The organism is Flavobacteriales bacterium, assembly GCA_016704485.1.
In the GTDB taxonomy this organism is placed as follows: Bacteria; Bacteroidota; Bacteroidia; order Flavobacteriales_F; family PHOS-HE28; genus PHOS-HE28.
Window position 1 is genome coordinate 886,487 of record JADJAA010000001.1, and the last position, 16,186, is coordinate 902,672.

Sequence of the window (16,186 nt, forward strand, 5' to 3'; positions counted from 1 at the left end):
GGTCCGCATCATTCAACTTGTATAGGAGTGGAAACCCCGCAAATGAACTCCGGTACCGCCATGTGGAGCAAAGAAACCTCCTTTCGTTTTTCGAACCACACATGGCGTTTTCTTGTGGGCTGCATGGCCTTGGGGGTGGGTATGGCCGGGAACGAGCATAGGATCGAAGGCACTACCCGAACGCATGCAGGCCACGCCTCGCGCAAGCGTATATGCGCACGGTCGCTATGGCGTATGCGAACGATGGCAAGGACCGCTGCCTGCGCTATGCTCCTGGTCGTGTTCGGGGCAGCTTGGGGGCAGCCACCGTGTGAGAGCACTCCATTATCATTCATCCCGAACCCATCGTTCGAGCAGAATACAGGAGCACCGACGCAGGTCAGTACAGATATTTACCATGCATTGGACTATCTGGATTACTGGGGCCAATCATCCGATGGTACCGTGGATTATTATACTCCGGGGCCTTACTATCCGGGTTACATTCCTATGCTTATTCCGGATGGGAATTCGGTACTGGGGCTCATTGCATCTCCAGGGTACTATGAATATGCAGGTGCCTGTTTGACAGAGACCTTAAGCGGAGGATGCCAGTATGTAATGCGCTTGAGCATTGCTTCATTGCTGCTTGCATCACTGGTAAACGGAAGCGCCAGTGATGTTGCAGGCCCAAATAATTGCGGCCCCTATACCATTGCCATATATGGGACCACTGCTTGCGCAAACATCCCATTTGCCGGTTATGGCTGTCCTCCAGCCAATTTCGACATGATAGGGTCCATAGATTATTATCCTGATGGGGAATGGGAGACATTGAATATTACGCTTGATCCCAATGCTAATTATGCGGCCATTCTTTTGGGTGGTGCCTGTGGAATGGCCCCGGCTTGCCCACCCGCAGACGGGAATCCCTATTTTTTCATCGACAACCTGATCCTGAACGAGTCTGCTCAAGTCCTGGGGTTGGAGTTAACCCAAGAAGGTGATCCATGCAGTGATAATGTATGTGTGAATGTAGAAAATCCATCTTGTTCCGTCGGCATTTACCATTGGTATATCAATGGCATTGCGGCATCCCCCGATCCTAATGCAACGGAACTATGCTCGCAGGACCTGATGCTGACCCAGCATCTTGCGACCGGTGACCATGTTGTAGTGCAGTTCATTTCCGATGATGGCTGGTGCGCACAAGGGGAGCTGGACGTGATCACCCATCCGGTAGTGCTACAAGCCCAGCCCTACGGCCCGTTCTGCTCGAATGAGGGCCAACAAGCTTACCCTATTGTAGCACCCATCCCTCTTCTTGGTAGTTCGTCGTGGAGTTCCTTACCCCCTGAACCGAATTGGAGCGCATCTGCGCCAAACCCTGCGGCGGATGGCTTGACAAGCATGCTCAACCCGCACATCATCACCTATCATTACACCAATTCGTATGGATGTACGGATTCCATTCATATCCCTTTCACGGTCAATGATACCACGCTGGTCACTTGGTCCCCGGACACCAATCTCTACCACATCTGCCGCAACGCCTCTCCCATTCTATTGGCACCGCTGATCAGCCATCCCGGAGGCAGCTTTGAGGTGGACTGCGGCAGCGGCTGGGAGTCCGTAACCGTATTCGACCCGGCGGTTTGTTCTCTCTTCCTGGACTGCCCGGAAGTGCCGCTGCGTTACACGTACACCAATGCGGATAATTGTACCAGCGTGACCGATACCATCCTGTATGTGCATCCTTTGCCCGATCCGGGCTTCACGGTGGAGGAGGTATGCTCCTACGACTCTCTTGAGATCGTGAACACTAGCACCATCGCCTGCGGAGCGATCGATGTTTGGTTTTGGGAGATCACCGGTCAACCCGATCATGTCGATGGGGAGGTGCCGCCCTTCCTGTACGGTATGGAACAGCTCGTTGCAATAACGCTCACCGCCACCTCCGACCGGGGTTGTTCCGCCTCGTACGGCGACACCACCGTGGTGCATCCCGTTCCGCACGCGGACTTCACCGTCCCAGACGCATGCCAGTACGACACGGTTTCCTATACAGACCTTTCCACGATCGCATGGAACAACGGTGTGGACGTGATCGATCAATGGAACTGGCTTTTCGGCGATGGCGGCACGTCCACGGTGCAGCATCCGCAACACCCTTGGAACCTATGGGGCGGCTCCTTCACGGACCGGTTGATCGTGACCTCCCTTTGGGGTTGCCGCGACACCACCACCCGCACGATCACCATCAACCCCGCACCAGTGAACAGCTTGGTCTTCGCGCCGAACTGCTTCGGGGAAAGCACGGCGATCACCAGCACGTCCACCATTCCGCAGGGAAGCATTGATAACACCTGGTGGGAATTGGAGACGGGCTTGATCCCCTACTCGGGCACATCGATCGCGCATATATTCTCCGCCTCGCCTCCCTTCTTTCATCCGATCGTTCTGCACAACGTAAGCGACCAAGGCTGCATCGCGGTGATCGACACCCTTATTGAGATCTTTCCGTTACCGCAGGTGGATTACAACTTGTCCCAGGAGGAATTCTGCGCGGAGGGCACAGCTATGTTCAGCGATGCCAGTCAGGTCCCGCAACCCTACAACAACACGGCGTGGGCTTGGTACATCAATGATGCCCTATGGGGCACCGGGCAAAGCATTGAATTGGCATTCGCGGATAGCGGAATTTACGATGTCGCCTTGGTGGTTACCACCGCGAACGGCTGTTCGGACACCTTGTCCAACGCGGAACAGATCACCGTGCATCCCTTGCCCATAGCATGTTTTGCCGCCGATCCAGCGCATACGGATATCTATCGCACGGAGATCCAGTTCCATGATTCCTCTTCTGAAGATGTCGAGCATTGGACCTATCATTTTGTTGATGGGATAGGCTTTTCGCATGACCCGGACCCCTCCTACGTCTATGCCACATTTGGCACGTACGAGGTGCAACAGATCGTCACCAACGAGTTTGATTGCGTGGACACCGCTTACGCAACGGTGATCATCGACCCGGACGTGATCATCAACGTGCCGAACGCCTTCACCCCGGATGGCGATGGCATCAATGACGTGTTTCTGCCCGTGCTGGACGGCTTCACCGTGCAGGAATACAACCTTACCATCTGGGACCGCTGGGGCGAGATGATCTTCGAGACGGACGATGAACACGAAGCATGGGACGGTACAATGGGAAGTCTGCCAGTGAAAGATGGTGTGTATGTATGGCAGGTGGGGTTACGTGCGCAAAGCTTCGTTGGGCGAAGGAAGTTGAGGGGGCATGTGACGGTGCTGCGGTGACATATCGTTCCTACATTTATCGCGATGCGTACTATAGATGGCTGCACACTCGGCTGTAGTGTGCATAGTCGTGGTACATATGAGATGCTTCGCCTCCATACTAATCGCCTTTTTACCGTTCTGCGTCTTAGCGCAGACCCCCGAACTTGATTCATTGACTCGGATATTGGACCAGACAGGGCAGGATACTGCTCGTGTTTCGACGTTGTTGCAACTCGCACGCTTTTCCCGTTGGCCGCATCCTGAACTCACCACAGAATATTGTGTCGCGGCCAGAATATTATCCGAGGATCTAGATTATACCCAAGGCAAAGCGGAAGCATATGGTTGGTTAGGGTATCTGGTAAATAATAACGGGCAAAAAGATTCATCGATAATACTTTACAGAGCAAGCCTTCGTGCTTATTCAGAACTTAAAGATGAAGCAGGTATCGCAAATTCTATCAGCAATATAGGATTCGTTTACAGCACGACCGCATATGTTGACAGCACACTTAAGTATTATCACGAAGCATTGCGGATTCGAGAAGACCTGGACGACCCTTATGGACTCGCCAACTCTTTGAATAATCTAGGGTATATGTACAACAAGCTTGGAGACAGTGAACAAGCACTTCGGTTTCATTTGCGTGCATTAGCAATCCGCGAAGCGATTGATGACAAGGAAGGTCAGACGGCGTCTTTGAGCAATTTGGGATACATATATAAGGAGATGGGAGACTATTCAGATGCACTGAACGCATATCAGCGTCAGCAGAGTATCAATATTGAGATCGGAAACAAAAAGGCCCTGGCCGAATCAATTCAGAATTTAGCCTTCATTGCTGGTTCAATGGGCAATTGGACTGATGCGGTTGATGGCCATAGAAAGTCACTTGCGATCCGCAAGGAACTAGACTATCCAAGGGATATTTCCGAAGGTGAATACTACTTGGGTGAGGCGCTTTGCATGGTTGGCAAACATGCAGAAGGATGGAGACATATGGAAAAAGTCTTGCGCGCCGTCTAGCGTTAGGTGATGAACGTGGAATTGCAAATTCCCTCCGTACTATGTCAGCACAGGCCTTAGTACGAGGGTGGTACAAAAAATCAATCCGTTATGGCGAGGATGCTGTCAAACACTTCCAAAATTTGGGCTTCCCGAAAGATACCCAACGTGCACTAAATACATTAGGCAACGCGTATGCTACAACAGGCTTTTGGGAACAAGCGTATGGCGTACGTAAAGCAGCGCAGCACTTGAGTGATAGTATCCTTGACCTTGCTAATGTAGGGCGCATGACAAGATTACGAGTGACCGATACCCAGCAACGGATTCAGATAAAAGATAGCGTTGCTCAAGCAATAGAAACCACTCAAAAGAGTTATGAACAGAGGACCTCGCAACTCAAAGCAATCAAAGAGAAGAACACCACTCGTTTGATCGCGGGAGGAGCTTTGTTACTCGTCATCTGTGCCTGCACTGCATATTTGATCGACCGTAGGCGACGGAAAGATCAACATGTGCGCAAGACCGCAGTGCTCCAAACCCAAGCTTTCCGCGCACAAGTAAATCCTCATTTCATCCATAGCGCACTCGAAAGTATCAACGAATTCGTGCAAGCGAATGAAAGTGACTTGGCATCTTCCTTCCTAACGCGCTTCGCACGGCTGATGCGTGCCGTTTTGGAGAATGCACGCCTAGATGAAGTGAGCTTGCAGCGCGACTTGGATGTTCTCCGAGACTATCTCGAATTGGAAAGGACAAGGACCCAGAACCGATTCAGCTATACCATTATTGTAGATCCAAATACTGATCAAGAAGAGGTCTTGGTCCCACCGATGTTACTACAGCCTTTTGCCGAAGAGGCCATCTGGAAGGATCTTGCACAGCAAGTGAATGGGAGCATCAGCATAACCGTCAGCAAAGTGGACGATGCACTACTGATGACCGTGCAGGACAATGGCGAACAAACTGGTTCAGGCACGACTGTGATGACTGAAACGGGGTCTGACCACGGCGTTTCTATCACAAAGGCACGACTTGAATTGTACCAACAAACGGAGCGAAGACCAGCGACACTGCGTTGGACTCCTCTCACAGTAGGTCATAAGGTCGAGGTCCTTCTGCCATGGCGGATAGCAGCATGAGGCCCTGTACGAAATATGATATTAGCAACTGGCTAAGTCGGTGGCCCATTGCGTTGGTATGCGTGCTGTTCATTATCAGTACGCACCGCGTATGCGCTCAATTAAACCACGTGGTCGATTCGATCAATAGGGTCATTGCCGAAGCAAAAAATGACACGACCCGCATAAGTGCCATGATCGCTTTGAGCGAACACATATACTTAACTGACCCGGCCGCTAACCTTGTGTTGTGCAAGGATGCACTTCGCCAAACGGATAGGGCATTGGCTAATGGGAAGTTAAAAAGCTCCGTGAGGCGAACGCTCAACGGGCTTCGTGGAACGGCGATCAATAATATGGGTGTTTCCTATTTCATGTTCGGTTCGTTGGATAGCGCACTTACAATGTTCCGTTCAGCGGAAGACGTCTATGAAACGAATGGCAACCATGAACGCACAGCTGACGCCCTGAACAATCAAAGTCAGGTATACGGCGTTATGGGGAACCATCAGGAGCAGAGACGCTGCTTATTCACGGCTCTGGGCGTTTATCGCACTTCAAATGACAAAAAGAACGAAGGGACCGCGCTAAACAACATCGGCAACTACTATGGTGAACGAGGGTTGCCGGACAGTTCCCTGATCTATTTGCAACAGAGTTTGGCCATATTCCAGGAGCTTCAAGACCAACGTGGGATCGCCAATGGCCTACTAAATATCGGGATGTATTATACAGAACGCGGCAGGCCTGTAGAAGCCTTGGAGTGGCTGCATCAATGCGAGGTGGTTTACGAGAAGCTCGGAAAAGATGAGGGTTTGGCCACCTGCTTGAATAACATTGGAAGCATTTATTCAAGTCAAGGTATTTTAGAGGAGGCACTTACCTATTATCATCGTGCTTTGGACATCAACCTCGCGCTATCCGACAAAATTGCACAGGCGAACTTGCATATGAACATCGGGACCATCCTCAGACAACAAGATGAATCAGCAATGGCACTGGAAGAATTCAATTCGAGTCTGGCGCTTTACACAGAGTCAGGTGATCGTTCTGGCGAGGCACTTGTACATGGCCATATTGGTGATGCGTTCAAGAGCAATGGAGAGCGTGACCTAGCCAAGCAACATCTCCTAGAAAGTTTGAAGATCAGCCGAGCGATCGATGATCCTGGATCATTAGCGACGGCCTTATACAAGATAGGGCATTTTCATGAGGATGTCGGTTCTTTGGATAGCGCCATGTCATACTATCAACAAGGCTTGGCGCTCGACCGATCCGCGCAAGACCAGCACAGCGAGTCCTCGACCCGTAGTAGTATAGCCAACATTTTTTTTAAACAGAACAAGCTAGAGCACGCCGAATTGGAAGCTGAACACGCGGTACGGATCGCACGAGAGGTCGGCTATCCACTAGGCATCGTTCAAGCCACCGAAGTGCTTCACAACGTGCTCGCAAATCGAGGTAATTGGAAAAGGGCTATGGAGATCCTGGAATTGCACCAGCAAATGAAGGACAGTGTACTGAATACCGAGAATGCCAAGAAAACAGTCGGACTTCAATTGCGCTATGCATTTGAGAAGAAACAACTAACGGACAGCCTCGAACATGTGGCTCACCTCACAGAACTGGAAGGCGATAGGCAATTGGCCACTTTGGAAGCGGAACAGGCGAGGAACAAGTCCTTGGGTTTTGGGCTTGGAGGAGCATTGTTCATTGGCAGCATAGGTTTGGTTTATCGTTTCGACCGCAAGCGCAGAAAAGAACGGTACGAGCGAGACTCCGCCCGTATACAAACACAGATCCTTCGTACCCAGATGAACCCCCACTTCATTTTCAACGCGTTGAATAGCATCAATGGATATGTGTTAGAGAATGACAAAGATCTTGCATCTGGTTTTCTTACCAAGTTTTCCCGGCTCATGCGCTTGGTGTTGGAGAACAGTCAACACGCCGAGGTCCCCTTGGAGCAAGATCTGGAGTGCCTTCGCTTGTATATGGATCTTGAACGATCGCGTATGCAGGGAAAATTCGACTACACTATTGAGGTGGACCCAGCTATCGATCAGGCTTCCACGCTGGTTCCACCGCTTGTGATCCAGCCATTTGTGGAGAATGCAATTTGGCATGGAATATCGCGCAAAGAGAGCAATGGGCACATCCGCTTGACGATCAGCAAAAGCGATGGGAATTTGTCCATGGTCGTATCGGATGATGGTGTTGGTCGTCCATCTTTAGCTAAGCAAGAACTATCATCGAATAAACCTCATCAATCAATGGGCACGCAGATCACGCGTGACCGTTTGGACATGCTTGGCGGCCTGAAAGGATCAGTTGCGGGTTTCCGATATCGGGATGTTGCAGTAGGGACAACCGTGGAGGTAACAGTCCCATTGATGGTCGGTTGATCATTCGCTATAGGTATGCAATACCCTTCCAAAAATTTTGGTTAGGTATTTCGGGACCTAACAAACATTTCCCGCCATCCGCTCATCCATAGCCCCCATCCGCTCAATAACGCATTTCAAACCATGAATGCTTTCAGAATTTTGGTCTCAACGGAGCGGCATTGTGCCGCCTCGTAACGAAACCCAAACTACCATGAACACTGCGAGCACAGTTCAACGAACGATCTTGATCAAACAAAAGAGCACGGGAATTGCTCTCCTACTTTCCTTTCTCTTCGGCCCGTTGGGCATGCTTTACGCCACGGTCTCCGGTGGTGTGATCATGTTCCTAATTTCCATTCCAATCATCCTATTCACAGGTGGGCTCGGACTTCTCCTGACCATCCCGCTCGGCATGGTTTGGAGTGCATCTTCCGTAAATAGTTACAACGCCCGTACGCTAAGAGCGGCGTGAACCAGATATGTCTTAGTGCAAGGCGCCCGTGGAAGAACCACGGGCGTTCTTGTTCCCATCTCTCCCACCATCACCATGTCATTCCAGATTTGTCTTCCCGTGCTTCGACACGGGGATGGGAACACCATCCACGCACCCATTTCCGCCATCGGCTCATCCGTCCTTTTTCCAGCCTCGTTCAGCCCTTCTCTTTGGTCCTATCATGGCGAGCGATATACTTATCCATCTTTTCATCCTGCTGCTATCGGTGGCTGGTGCATGCTACGCACTGTGGCCTTCAAGCAAGGCAACAGTGGTCCTGTTTGGTACCGTGGAGGTGGCTCCATTTGCGATATCCCAGCCACACTTGGTCATCCAGCAAGGACATTCACGCAAGGAAGTGAGGCTTGGGCCAACGGGATCCTTTCGTGTTCGGATGGTTTGCGGAGGTTCCATACGCATACGTTTAGTTGAAGGCCAGTGTACCAAGCAGACCTATCATGTCTCGCATCATCCCGAACAGTTGGCACTATCATCGAAGGCTGTTCCTGTTTTTGATCTGGGTCTGATCGGCACATCCGAAAACCTGAATAACGATCGGATCTGCCAGGTGCTATGTGCAACGGGTGGCACGTTGGTAGTTCGTGCAGGACATGTATTGGACCAACGCGTGCCGCGGGATCGGCGGTTGCTCGATCATTCGGCCCAAATGCTCAGCCGACCCAACCTGCATTGCAACGGATCATTGACGATAGCTTCCAAAACAATAACTTGAGCCACTTAACCCCTCTCCATGGCACCTACTTTCACATACCGAACGATCTTAACGATCCTGATCTTCTTCACCGGTTTCTGGGCCCAAGCTCAGAATGTGGGGATCAATACCACTGGTTCCGCACCAAATGCATACGCATTGCTCGATGCGGATAACAACGGGTTATTGTTGGGTGCTTTGTTACCACGACTCTCAACAGCTTCTCGTCTCGCCATGGCGGGCCTCAGCGGAACGGAAGATGGATTGGTGGTGTACGACACAACAACAAAATCTTTTTGGTATTGGGATGGAACGCAGTGGGTGGAATTCGGAGCGGGAGGTGGTGGCGGATGGCAACTCAACGGCAACGCGGGTACAGTAGACGGCACCCACTTTTTGGGGACTACGGATGATGTACCGCTCACCTTCAGGGTGAATGGAGAGCAAGCGGGACGGATCGACCATTTCTTGTTCAATACATTTTTAGGGTATGAAGCTGGGGGCAACACCAGCACGGGTATCGGCAATACTGCCTATGGTCATCAGTCACTGTATTCCAATTCCGTTGGAGGCTTCAATACGGCCCTTGGTCATTTGGCGCTCATCTCCAACAGCGAGGGGAACGAGAATACCGCCACCGGGTATCAGGCACTCCAGTACAACACGGTTGGTGGCAGGAATACCGCCATAGGTAACGGGGCATTGCGCGCCAATACGCTCGGATGGGGCAATACGGCCAGCGGATATGAATCACTCCATTCCAACACCGAGGGAAATTTCAATGTCGCCATTGGGTTTTGGGCATTGGCTTCCAACACCACGGGGAACAACAATACAGCCATGGGGTTCAGGACCCTTTACTTCAATACTACTGGCCAATGGAATACGTCATGTGGTAACCATTCTCTTTATTCAAATACAACAGGAGAACAAAACACTGCTATGGGATTCGAATCCCTACAGAATAACACTATAGGGAATAATAATACTGCCAATGGAGCGCGGACCCTCTATGCCAATACATCAGGGGCGCAAAACACTGCCATGGGATTTGAATCCCTTTATTTCAATACAACGGGAAGCGCCAATACCGCAAATGGTCACAGGGTACTCTTTCTAAATACTAGCGGAACGCTCAATACAGGAAATGGGTTGAACGCACTGTTTTCCAACACAACGGGATATGACAACACCGCCATTGGATCCTATTCGCTCAACTCTAATACTTCAGGATATAGCAATAGTGCCATTGGAGGAAACGCACTATGGTTCAACACTACTGGGCATAGCAATACAGCCATCGGAGCCGTTGCTCTCTATTCCAACTCTTTAGGGGATTGGAATACTGCTCTTGGTGTTTCAGCTCTTGGGTCCAACCAAGCCGGATCGAATGCTACAGCTATAGGCGCTTATGCCATGCAATACGCCAACAATAGCGGATCCACTTTCGAGAACACGAATGTAGCTGTGGGCTACGAGGCGCTGCGGGGTTCCACTGACCCAGCAGAGAACACCGGCAATGGGAATACGGCGGTGGGATACAGGTCGCTGCTGACGAACACGACGGGATACGAGAACACCGCCACCGGGTACCATGCCCTCCAGAGCAACACCACGGGCTGGCAGAACACTGCGCATGGAGCTTGGGCATTAAACATGAACACCGTAGGACATAGCAATACCGCGCATGGCATTGGAGCACTTCGGGGAAGTACAACCGGCTATGGTAACAGTGCCGTCGGAGGAGGTAGCCTCTACATGAACACAGCTGGATCGCAGAACTCTGCCTTTGGATATTCAACCCTCGTGACCAATGAAGGAAATGACAATACGGCTATGGGCTGCATGGCCATGCATATCTACAGTACGGGAAATCGTAATACCGCCTTGGGTACATGGGCGCTCTATGGCAACTACTATACTGGCAACGACAACACGGCATTGGGTGCGGCTGCGGGCACGAATGCTGACCTTACAGGCACCATTGCAGTGGGATACTTCGCCACCGCTGGAATCAACTATCGTGCGGTTATCGGTACGGCGGTCCACACAAACCTCACTGGTGGTTTCGGTGCCTGGCAGGACCTGAGTGATGGCCGGTTCAAGCGCCACGTTCAGGAGGACGTACCCGGATTAGAATTCATTGCGCGGCTGCGACCCGTGACCTACACCCTGGACGCCCACGGTGTGGATGCATTTCTTGGCATTGCACAACGCATGGATACGTTGCCGGATGAAGATGGGAAGGCACAATACCGGGAACGGCTGAGCGAGGTATCGGCACAACGACAGACCGGTTTCATCGCTCAAGAAGTTGAAGAAGCAGCGCGGTTGGCGGGCTATGACTTCAGTGGAGTGCATCATCCAAAATCGGAGACCGACCACTATACCTTGGGCTACGCAAGCTTCACGGTACCCATTGTAAAAGCGATCCAGGAACTGAATGTCACTGTCCTAGAGCAGCAGAAAATTAACGACCAGCTACGCGAAGAGTTAGAGATGCTGCGCAAGGAGTTGTTGGAAATGAAGGCAGGAAAATGAACGGTGAGTTCGACACAGACATGGTCCGCATCAACCACAACTTGAAGTTGCACTAGGAGCAGCACTAGAACGGATCAAAGAACTTCAACGGCTCGTTGCCACGCAAGAAACCATTCAAACAAGACCATGACCCACTTCACTGCCGTTATCGTAGACGATGAAGAACAACAACGCAAAGGGCTTTCGGCCTTATTGCAACGTCGCCATCCAGGCATCAACCTGCTCGGCACAGCAGAAGATGTGCCCAGCGGCATTGCGCTGATCAAGGAATGTGCGCCACAACTTCTCTTTTTGGACATCGAGCTCAAGAACTTGACCGGGTTCGATCTGCTAAAGGGCTTAGGTGATAACCGACCACACGTTATTTTCACCACGGCCCATGAGAGTTATGCTGTAAAAGCCATCCGCTTCAGCGCCCTCGACTATTTACTAAAACCCATCGACCCGGTAGAGCTTTCCGAGGCAATCGGAAAGGCGGAGAAAACAATAGTCGGAACGGAGCGCGCACCAATGGTGGATATGCTGTTAAAGAACATCGACCGATCCACCGGTGATCGCACCATCGCATTGCCTGTTAGCGATGGCTTGGAGTTGGTGCACGTGAACGAGATCGTAAGTTGCGAATCGGACTCCAACTACACCACGCTCCATTTACGGGACAAAAAGAAGCTGGTGATCTCGCGAACGCTGAAGGAATTCGAGGATATCCTTACAGAGGACCACTTCATCCGGATCCACAACAGCTTTTTGGTGAACACCAAACACATCAAAAAATACATTCGTGGCGACGGTGGCGAGGTGGTCCTTTCCAACGAACAGAACATTCCGGTTGCCCGCCGCAAGAAGCAGGAGCTGCTGGATTCGTTGAATATGCTTTAAGCCGGGGATAAAGGGCACCTTAAAAACGTTTCTTCGGCACCATGAAGAATGCGCGTTGCCCTTCGGCTAATGACTGATATTGATCATGTACTTCGCGGCATCGATCGGCTATTCTGATCAGCTCCAAACGCGATCCGGCAGCAAAAAACCCCGATCATTCCGACCGGGGTTTTCAATTTGAAAAAGAGAATTGTTCTACGACTTCCCACCTGCGCTTTCGAAACCGCTGATGTCCATCGGTAGTTCTCCGCGTTTCCATGCACGGCGGTGCTTGATCTTTTGTACGATCAACAACATCACCGGGACCATGATCAACGTTAGGAAGGTTGCGAAGATGAGACCGTAGATAACTGCCCAGCTGAGCGGTCCCCAGAAGATCACGTTGTCGCCACCCATGTGGATGTGTGGATCCAATTCGGTGAACAGACTGATGAAGTTGAAGTTGAGTCCTATGGCCAATGGCAAAAGACCCAATACCGCAGTGATCGCCGTAAGCAACACCGGACGCAAACGTGTGCGACCTGCAATGATCAGTGCTTCCATGCTCTCATCATTCGGGATAACGTCCTCTGTTCCCAATCCCAATTTACGTTGTGCACGTGCGAACAACAACCGAGCAAAGTCCATCAATACGATCGCGTTGTTAACTACGACACCGATCAGCGAGATGATGCCGAGCATGGTCATGAGGATGATGAAATCCATGCGGAAGACCACCAAGCCCAAGAACACACCAATGGTACTGAAGATCACCGTGCTCATAACGATCATCGGATAACTGATGCTGTTGAACTGCGCTACGATGATCAGGAATACCACGAAGATCGCAACTACGAATGCCATCAACAGGAAGTTCATGTCCTTTGCTTGATCCTCTTGTTCGCCGGTGAATCGCAAACTGTTCACAGGGCTTACGGTGTACCCTGCGGCCATCTCATCCTTGATCTGCTGCACCACTTCATTGTTGTTGTAACCCGCGATCACGTTACTGCTAACGGTGATCACCCGGTCGAGGTCCTTGCGTTTGATCGCGCTGAACGTGCTACCATATTCCGCATGTGCTACCGCACTGATCGGCACTTGGCGGATCTGTCCGGTAAGCATGTCACGGAACGTAATGCGCATGTCCAATAACTGTTGCGCATCGTACCGGTACTCATCCTTCAAGCGCACATTGATCTCGTAATCATCATCATCCCCTTCAATTCGGAAGGTGCTGACTTCCTTGCCGAACAACGCTGTACGAATGGCATCCGCAACGGCGTATGTGCTTACGTTCAAGCGACGCGCTTTCTCGCGATCGATCACGATCGGCATCTCCGGTTTCGCACGATCGATGTCGATCCGAAGTGCTTCGACCCCAGGTACGTTCTTTGCATCGATGAATGCCTTTACTTTCTCAGCTTCGTCCAACAAGGCATCGATCTCTTTGCCGCGGATCTCGATGTTCACCGGTTTTCCAACGGGCGGCCCATCAGCATTCTTCGCAACGGTGACCACAACGCCGGGGTATCCTGTAACACCTTTCTGCAACGCTTCCAATACGTCGTTCGTGTTGATCCCTTTACGGTCGGCGAATTTCACGAAGCTGATCTGCACACGCCCTTTGTTCGGCGTAGCTCCCAATTCCACCTGCCCGGTACCAGGATCGCTGGTGCCCTTCCCAACTTGCGCGATCACGGAATTCACAAGGAAGTTCACGGTATCCTTACCGATCACATTTCCATCCTCATCCTTTAGTTCGCGCACTTCGCTGTACTGCGGATCGTTCACCACCTTCATTACCTGAGCTTCCACTACACGGGTAATGCTGTCGGTCTTGAGTATGTCCGTACCGATCGGCGCTTCAATGAAGGCGTTGATGAACTGTGGTTGATTGCTCGGGAAGAACAATGTTTTCGGTGGGAACAAGCCCAACAGAACGAAGGCCAGGATCAGCAAGCCAAATGTGCCGAACAAGAACGTACGTGGATGATGCTTGCTCAAGGCATAGCGCAAAAAACCTTCGTACTTGTGCTCCAACCTCGGCAACCAATTGTTCTGGAACAAGTTGGTAAGTGGTTCAAAGATCTTATTGTTGGCAATGCCCATTAGTCCGAAGAACGCAGCCAACGTACCAATGCTGAAGACGAACGTACTGTGTGCAACTCCGCCGATCATGGCCAACACGACACCGATCGCAATGAGAATGCCCGATACACGCCACATCTTCTTGGTGGGCATGTGATCGTTCTCCACCTTCATGAATTTCGATGCCAACGCAGGATTCACGACCAACGCAACGAACAATGAACTACCCAACGCGATCATGAACGTGATCGGCATAAGGCTCATGAACTCACCCATGATACCGGGCCAGAACAACAGCGGAGCGAACACCATTACCGTTGCCGTTGTGGCAGCAATGATCGGCATGGTCACCTCACCTACCGCGAGGCCCGTGGCCTTCATGGCGGGTTCGCCATTGCTCATGTGGCGGTAAATGTTCTCTACGATCACGATACCATCATCCACCAATCGACCCAATGCAAGGATCAATGCGAACAGCACCATCATGTTCAATGAAATGCCGAACAGGTTGAGCAAGGTGAAGGAGATGAACATGCTCATCGGGATCGCAAGTCCAACGAACATCGCGTTGCGCAGACCGAGGAACAACATCAGTACACCGATCACTAGAACAACACCCAATACGATGTGGTTCATCAACTCATCCACACTCACACGCGTTTGTTCGCTTTGGTCCCCGGTAACAGTAATGGTAAGGTCGGTAGGTAGTTCCCTGCCGACATCTTCTTTAAGGATAGCATTGATCTTGTCACTGGCATCCAAAAGATTTTCGCCAGCACGTTTGATCACGTCCAACATCACCACGCTCTTGCCATACTCACGCGCAAAACTCTCCGGCTCTTTGTAACCGAATGTCACATCCGCAATGTCGCGCAAGCGTACTTCACGCTGCCCTTCATTCTTTACAACGATATCCTTGATCTGCGCTATGTCCTTGAATTCGCCGACGATCCGTACGCTTCTCCGCTGATCTCCGGTGAGGAGGTCGCCACCGCTCATGGTGAGGTTCTCACTGCGCAACGCGTTACCGATGTCATCGAAGTTGAGCATCAGCGCCTCCATCTGATAGAGGTCCACGCTCACCCGTACTTCACGGTCCGGAACACCACGGATCTCCACCTTGTTGATCTCGGTAAGGTCTTCTATGCGATCCTCCAAATGCTTGGCATATTCATGGAGTTGCTCCATCGGATAATCACCACTCAAGTTGATGTTCATCACCGGCACAAGCTCGCTGAAGTTCATCTCGAAGATATTCGGCTCCGATGGCAGGTCCGTTGGGAAATTCGCATCACCCCGTGCTTTATCCACGGCGTCCTTCACCTTACGCAAGGCTTCGGTCGGTGAAATGTCATACGTGAACTTCACATCGATGGAACTGAAGTTCGGCACACTGGTACTGGTGATCTGATCCACACCGGTTATGGTGTTCAATTCCTTCTCAATGGGCTTGGTGATCAGCTTTTCGATGTCCACCACCGAGCTGCTGTTGTACGGCGTAGCAATGAAGATCTCCGGCGTAACCACCTCAGGAAAACTCACCTTAGGCATTACAATGTAGGAGTATACACCCATGACGCAGATCAGGATCGTTAGCACGATCACGGTGGTGCGGTTGTTCACCGCCCACGTGGTGATGGCGAACTGACGTTCCGGACCATGCAGATCCTTCTCAATATCCTCGTTGCTGTGCATTAT

The 16,186-nt window shown here is 51.3% G+C and carries 10 protein-coding genes; 9 read left to right on the top strand and 1 reads right to left on the bottom strand.

What is annotated here, in order from left to right; genetic code table 11:
* Positions 1-42 precede the first annotated feature (42 nt).
* The 9 genes from IPF95_03840 (at position 43) to IPF95_03880 (ending at position 12,418) form a co-directional block, all read left to right on the top strand.
* Positions 43-3,297 (top strand): gliding motility-associated C-terminal domain-containing protein, encoded by a 3,255-nt coding sequence (locus tag IPF95_03840; GenBank protein MBK6473826.1) that lies wholly within the window; start codon positions 43-45, stop codon positions 3,295-3,297.
* Positions 3,298-3,463: 166 nt separating this feature from the next.
* A complete protein-coding gene (locus IPF95_03845; GenBank protein ID MBK6473827.1) occupies positions 3,464-4,306 on the top strand; it encodes a tetratricopeptide repeat protein in 843 nt (280 codons plus the stop codon).
* Positions 4,270-5,427 carry a histidine kinase gene (locus IPF95_03850; GenBank protein ID MBK6473828.1) on the top strand — a complete coding sequence of 386 codons (1,158 nt, stop codon included), beginning with the start codon at positions 4,270-4,272 and terminating at the stop codon, positions 5,425-5,427. Before IPF95_03845 ends, IPF95_03850 begins: the two co-directional genes overlap by 37 nt.
* Positions 5,424-7,811, top strand: coding sequence for a tetratricopeptide repeat protein (locus IPF95_03855; GenBank protein ID MBK6473829.1), 2,388 nt, complete (start codon positions 5,424-5,426; stop codon positions 7,809-7,811). Before IPF95_03850 ends, IPF95_03855 begins: the two co-directional genes overlap by 4 nt.
* Before the next feature lie 193 nt (positions 7,812-8,004).
* The gene (locus IPF95_03860) at positions 8,005-8,265 is read left to right on the top strand and encodes a hypothetical protein (GenBank protein ID MBK6473830.1); all 261 of its coding nucleotides are present in this window, start codon (positions 8,005-8,007) and stop codon (positions 8,263-8,265) included.
* Between the two features lie 75 nt (positions 8,266-8,340).
* A complete protein-coding gene (locus IPF95_03865; protein ID MBK6473831.1) occupies positions 8,341-8,718 on the top strand; it encodes a hypothetical protein in 378 nt (125 codons plus the stop codon).
* Positions 8,719-8,767: 49 nt separating this feature from the next.
* Positions 8,768-9,019: a hypothetical protein gene (locus IPF95_03870; protein MBK6473832.1), complete on the top strand. Its 252-nt coding sequence runs from the start codon at positions 8,768-8,770 to the stop codon at positions 9,017-9,019.
* 18 nt (positions 9,020-9,037) lie between these two features.
* On the top strand, positions 9,038-11,539 hold the full coding sequence (locus IPF95_03875; GenBank protein MBK6473833.1) for a tail fiber domain-containing protein: 2,502 nt from the start codon (positions 9,038-9,040) through the stop codon (positions 11,537-11,539).
* A gap of 126 nt (positions 11,540-11,665) precedes the next feature.
* A complete protein-coding gene (locus IPF95_03880; protein MBK6473834.1) occupies positions 11,666-12,418 on the top strand; it encodes a response regulator transcription factor in 753 nt (250 codons plus the stop codon).
* Positions 12,419-12,613: 195 nt separating this feature from the next.
* On the opposite strand, the gene IPF95_03885 is transcribed toward IPF95_03880, so the two are convergent.
* Entirely contained in the window at positions 12,614-16,183 is a 3,570-nt protein-coding gene (locus IPF95_03885; protein ID MBK6473835.1) for an efflux RND transporter permease subunit, read from the bottom strand.
* Between the last annotated feature and the right edge of the window lie 3 nt (positions 16,184-16,186).